At 48.7% G+C, this 5,549-nt stretch carries 2 tRNA genes and 3 rRNA genes; all 5 read left to right on the top strand.

Features of this window, described 5'->3' with window-relative positions:
* Window positions 1–173: 173 nt before the first annotated feature.
* The 5 genes from AWW73_RS09140 (at window position 174) to rrf (ending at window position 5,530) form a co-directional block, all read left to right on the top strand.
* Window positions 174–1,711 (top strand): 16S ribosomal RNA (locus AWW73_RS09140).
* A gap of 59 nt (window positions 1,712–1,770) precedes the next feature.
* Window positions 1,771–1,847, top strand: a tRNA-Ile gene (locus tag AWW73_RS09135).
* 55 nt (window positions 1,848–1,902) lie between these two features.
* Window positions 1,903–1,978 (top strand) — tRNA-Ala (locus AWW73_RS09130).
* A gap of 364 nt (window positions 1,979–2,342) precedes the next feature.
* Window positions 2,343–5,233: ribosomal RNA gene (locus AWW73_RS09125) — 23S ribosomal RNA — on the top strand.
* A 182-nt stretch (window positions 5,234–5,415) separates the two neighbouring features.
* Window positions 5,416–5,530: ribosomal RNA gene (gene rrf, locus AWW73_RS09120) — 5S ribosomal RNA — on the top strand.
* The 16S, 23S and 5S rRNA genes sit together here with 2 tRNA genes alongside, the layout of an rRNA operon.
* The last annotated feature ends 19 nt before the right edge of the window (window positions 5,531–5,549 follow it).

The raw sequence follows: 5,549 nt of genomic DNA, 5'->3' as shown, positions 1-5,549 counted from the left end.
ATCATTAAGAGAATTGAAGAACAACTTGTGTGGATTTTTACTGATTGATTAATCGAAATAATTTTCATTGATTGATTGGTTTAAATTACTCGAAGTTTATTTGAGCGAAATTTAAGTCAGTAATTGATGAGCCAGAATTGGCACCTTGTCTTTAATAAGGTGCAAAATGATTTTAACTGAAGAGTTTGATCATGGCTCAGATTGAACGCTGGCGGCAGGCTTAACACATGCAAGTCGAGCGGGGTGATGGTGCTTGCACTATCACCTAGCGGCGGACGGGTGAGTAATGCTTAGGAATCTGCCTATTAGTGGGGGACAACATTTCGAAAGGAATGCTAATACCGCATACGTCCTACGGGAGAAAGCAGGGGATCTTCGGACCTTGCGCTAATAGATGAGCCTAAGTCGGATTAGCTAGTTGGTGGGGTAAAGGCCTACCAAGGCGACGATCTGTAGCGGGTCTGAGAGGATGATCCGCCACACTGGGACTGAGACACGGCCCAGACTCCTACGGGAGGCAGCAGTGGGGAATATTGGACAATGGGCGCAAGCCTGATCCAGCCATGCCGCGTGTGTGAAGAAGGCCTTATGGTTGTAAAGCACTTTAAGCGAGGAGGAGGCTACTTTAGATAATACCTAGAGATAGTGGACGTTACTCGCAGAATAAGCACCGGCTAACTCTGTGCCAGCAGCCGCGGTAATACAGAGGGTGCAAGCGTTAATCGGATTTACTGGGCGTAAAGCGCGCGTAGGCGGCTAATTAAGTCAAATGTGAAATCCCCGAGCTTAACTTGGGAATTGCATTCGATACTGGTTAGCTAGAGTGTGGGAGAGGATGGTAGAATTCCAGGTGTAGCGGTGAAATGCGTAGAGATCTGGAGGAATACCGATGGCGAAGGCAGCCATCTGGCCTAACACTGACGCTGAGGTGCGAAAGCATGGGGAGCAAACAGGATTAGATACCCTGGTAGTCCATGCCGTAAACGATGTCTACTAGCCGTTGGGGCCTTTGAGGCTTTAGTGGCGCAGCTAACGCGATAAGTAGACCGCCTGGGGAGTACGGTCGCAAGACTAAAACTCAAATGAATTGACGGGGGCCCGCACAAGCGGTGGAGCATGTGGTTTAATTCGATGCAACGCGAAGAACCTTACCTGGCCTTGACATAGTAAGAACTTTCCAGAGATGGATTGGTGCCTTCGGGAACTTACATACAGGTGCTGCATGGCTGTCGTCAGCTCGTGTCGTGAGATGTTGGGTTAAGTCCCGCAACGAGCGCAACCCTTTTCCTTATTTGCCAGCGAGTAATGTCGGGAACTTTAAGGATACTGCCAGTGACAAACTGGAGGAAGGCGGGGACGACGTCAAGTCATCATGGCCCTTACGGCCAGGGCTACACACGTGCTACAATGGTCGGTACAAAGGGTTGCTACCTAGCGATAGGATGCTAATCTCAAAAAGCCGATCGTAGTCCGGATTGGAGTCTGCAACTCGACTCCATGAAGTCGGAATCGCTAGTAATCGCGGATCAGAATGCCGCGGTGAATACGTTCCCGGGCCTTGTACACACCGCCCGTCACACCATGGGAGTTTGTTGCACCAGAAGTAGCTAGCCTAACTGCAAAGAGGGCGGTTACCACGGTGTGGCCGATGACTGGGGTGAAGTCGTAACAAGGTAGCCGTAGGGGAACCTGCGGCTGGATCACCTCCTTAACGAAAGATTGACGATTGGTAAGAATCCACAACAAGTTGTTCTTCATAGATGTATCTGAGGGTCTGTAGCTCAGTTGGTTAGAGCACACGCTTGATAAGCGTGGGGTCACAAGTTCAAGTCTTGTCAGACCCACCATGACTTTGACTGGTTAAAGTTATAGATAAAAGATACATGACTGATGATGTAAGCTGGGGACTTAGCTTAGTTGGTAGAGCGCCTGCTTTGCACGCAGGAGGTCAGGAGTTCGACTCTCCTAGTCTCCACCAGAACTTAAGAGAAGTTCGGATTACAGAAATTAGTAAATAGAGATTTTAGGATCTTGGTTTATTAACTTCTGTGATTTAAGTATCACGGTATTAAGCATGACCTGACGAAGGCATGTTTATTCATTAACAGATTGGCAAAATTGAGTCTGAAATAAATTGTTCACTCAAGAGTTTAGATTAAGCAATTAATCTAGATGAATTGAGAACTAGCAAATTAACTGAATCAAGCGTTTTGGTATATGAATTTAGATTGAAGCTGTACAGTGTTTAGATACACAGTACTTCGAACTGTATGGATGAATGAGCAATCATTTGTTCTGTTGATACACCCACTTGTAGGTGTAACGACTGTTTGGGGTTGTATAGTCAAGTAATTAAGTGCATGTGGTGGATGCCTTGGCAGTCAGAGGCGATGAAAGACGTGATAGCCTGCGAAAAGCTCCGGGGAGGCGGCAAATATCCTTTGATCCGGAGATTTCTGAATGGGGGAACCCACCTACTTTAAGGTAGGTATTGCAACATGAATACATAGTGTTGCAAGGCGAACGAGGGGAAGTGAAACATCTCAGTACCCTTAGGAAAAGAAATCAATTGAGATTCCCTCAGTAGCGGCGAGCGAACGGGGATCAGCCCATTAAGTTATGTGTGTTTTAGTGGAACGCTCTGGGAAGTGCGAACGTAGAGGGTGATATTCCCGTACACGAAAGGGCACACATAATGATGACGAGTAGGGCGAGGCACGTGAAACCTTGTCTGAATATGGGGGGACCATCCTCCAAGGCTAAATACTCCTGACTGACCGATAGTGAACCAGTACCGTGAGGGAAAGGCGAAAAGAACCCCTGTGAGGGGAGTGAAATAGATCCTGAAACCGCATGCATACAAGCAGTGGGAGCCGACTTGTTCGGTGACTGCGTACCTTTTGTATAATGGGTCAGCGACTTATATTCAGTAGCGAGGTTAACCGTATAGGGGAGCCGTAGGGAAACCGAGTCTTAATAGGGCGTTTAGTTGCTGGGTATAGACCCGAAACCAGGCGATCTATCCATGAGCAGGTTGAAGGTTGGGTAACACTAACTGGAGGACCGAACCCACTGTCGTTGAAAAGCCAGGGGATGACTTGTGGATAGGGGTGAAAGGCTAATCAAGCCTGGTGATAGCTGGTTCTCCCCGAAAGCTATTTAGGTAGCGCCTCGGACGAATACCATAGGGGGTAGAGCACTGTTTCGGCTAGGGGGTCATCCCGACTTACCAAACCGATGCAAACTCCGAATACCTATGAGTACTATCCGGGAGACAGACTGCGGGTGCTAACGTCCGTAGTCAAGAGGAAAACAATCCAGACCGCCAGCTAAGGCCCCAAAATCATAGTTAAGTGGGAAACGATGTGGGAAGGCATAGACAGCTAGGAGGTTGGCTTAGAAGCAGCCACCCTTTAAAGAAAGCGTAATAGCTCACTAGTCGAGTCGGCCTGCGCGGAAGATGTAACGGGGCTAAAACTATGTGCCGAAGCTGCGGATTTGACATTAGTCAAGTGGTAGGGGAGCGTTCTGTAAGCCGATGAAGGTGTATTGAGAAGTATGCTGGAGGTATCAGAAGTGCGAATGCTGACGTGAGTAACGACAAAACGGGTGAAAAACCCGTTCGCCGAAAGACCAAGGGTTCCAGTCCAACGTTAATCGGGGCTGGGTGAGTCGACCCCTAAGGCGAGGCCGAAAGGCGTAGTCGATGGGAAATTGGTTAATATTCCAATACTTCTGTGTAATGCGATGAGAGGACGGAGAAGGTTAAGTCAGCCTGGCGTTGGTTGTCCAGGTGGAAGGATGTAGGTATGTATCTTAGGCAAATCCGGGGTACTCTATACTGAGATCCGATAGCAAGCTGTACTTGTACAGTGAAGTGGCTGATACCATGCTTCCAGGAAAAGTCTCTAAGCTTCAGTTACACAGGAATCGTACCCGAAACCGACACAGGTGGTCAGGTCGAGTAGACCAAGGCGCTTGAGAGAACTCTGCTGAAGGAACTAGGCAAAATGGTACCGTAACTTCGGGAGAAGGTACGCTGTTGTTGGTGATGGAACTTGCTTCCTGAGCTGACGACAGCCGCAGAAACCAGGCCGCTGCAACTGTTTATTAAAAACATAGCACTCTGCAAACACGAAAGTGGACGTATAGGGTGTGATGCCTGCCCGGTGCTGGAAGGTTAATTGATGGGGTTAGCGTAAGCGAAGCTCTTGATCGAAGCCCCAGTAAACGGCGGCCGTAACTATAACGGTCCTAAGGTAGCGAAATTCCTTGTCGGGTAAGTTCCGACCTGCACGAATGGCATAATGATGGCGGCGCTGTCTCCAGCAGAGGCTCAGTGAAATCGAAATCGCTGTGAAGATGCAGTGTACCCGCGGCTAGACGGAAAGACCCCGTGAACCTTTACTGCAGCTTGACACTGAACTTTGACCTTACTTGTGTAGGATAGGTGGGAGGCTTTGAAGTTGGAACGCTAGTTCCAATGGAGCCGTCCTTGAAATACCACCCTGGTAATGTTGAGGTTCTAACTCTGTCCCGTTATCCGGGACGAGGACCGTGTCTGGTGGGTAGTTTGACTGGGGCGGTCTCCTCCTAAAGAGTAACGGAGGAGTACGAAGGTGCGCTCAGCGTGGTCGGAAATCACGCGTAGAGTATAAAGGCAAAAGCGCGCTTAACTGCGAGACCCACAAGTCGAGCAGGTACGAAAGTAGGTCTTAGTGATCCGGTGGTTCTGTATGGAAGGGCCATCGCTCAACGGATAAAAGGTACTCTGGGGATAACAGGCTGATACCGCCCAAGAGTTCATATCGACGGCGGTGTTTGGCACCTCGATGTCGGCTCATCTCATCCTGGGGCTGAAGCAGGTCCCAAGGGTATGGCTGTTCGCCATTTAAAGAGGTACGCGAGCTGGGTTTAGAACGTCGTGAGACAGTTCGGTCCCTATCTACCGTGGGCGCTGGAAATTTGAGAGGATCTGCTCCTAGTACGAGAGGACCAGAGTGGACGAACCTCTGGTGTACCGGTTGTGACGCCAGTCGCATCGCCGGGTAGCTATGTTCGGAAGGGATAACCGCTGAAAGCATCTAAGCGGGAAGCCTACCTCAAGATAAGATTTCCCTAGGAATTTATTCCTCTAAAGAGCCGTTCGAGACTAGGACGTTGATAGGTTGGATGTGGAAGCATAGTGATATGTGAAGCTGACCAATACTAATTGCTCGTGAGGCTTGACTATACAACACCCAAGCAGTTGTATATGAAGCATCAATCGATTCATAAACATGCAAAGCAACTTGATTTAGTTATACTACTAGCTAAAATGAACAAAATCAGATTCAATCAGCCCGTCTGTCAAGATTTGGAAAACGCAACGTATCACAATGTGAATAAAACGAAGCAAGTATCCATACCAGTTGTGCTGGCGACCATAGCAAGAGTGAACCACCTGATCCCTTCCCGAACTCAGAAGTGAAACCTCTTAGCGCTGATGGTAGTGTGGGGTTACCCATGTGAGAGTAAGTCATCGCCAGCTCATTATTACAAACACCCCC

Origin of the sequence: Acinetobacter lactucae, from assembly GCF_001605885.1 — a bacterium.
Taxonomy (GTDB): Bacteria; Pseudomonadota; Gammaproteobacteria; order Pseudomonadales; family Moraxellaceae; genus Acinetobacter; species Acinetobacter lactucae.
Note: the sequence above shows the minus strand (reverse complement) of the source record. Positions and strands in the feature narration are given on the sequence as shown.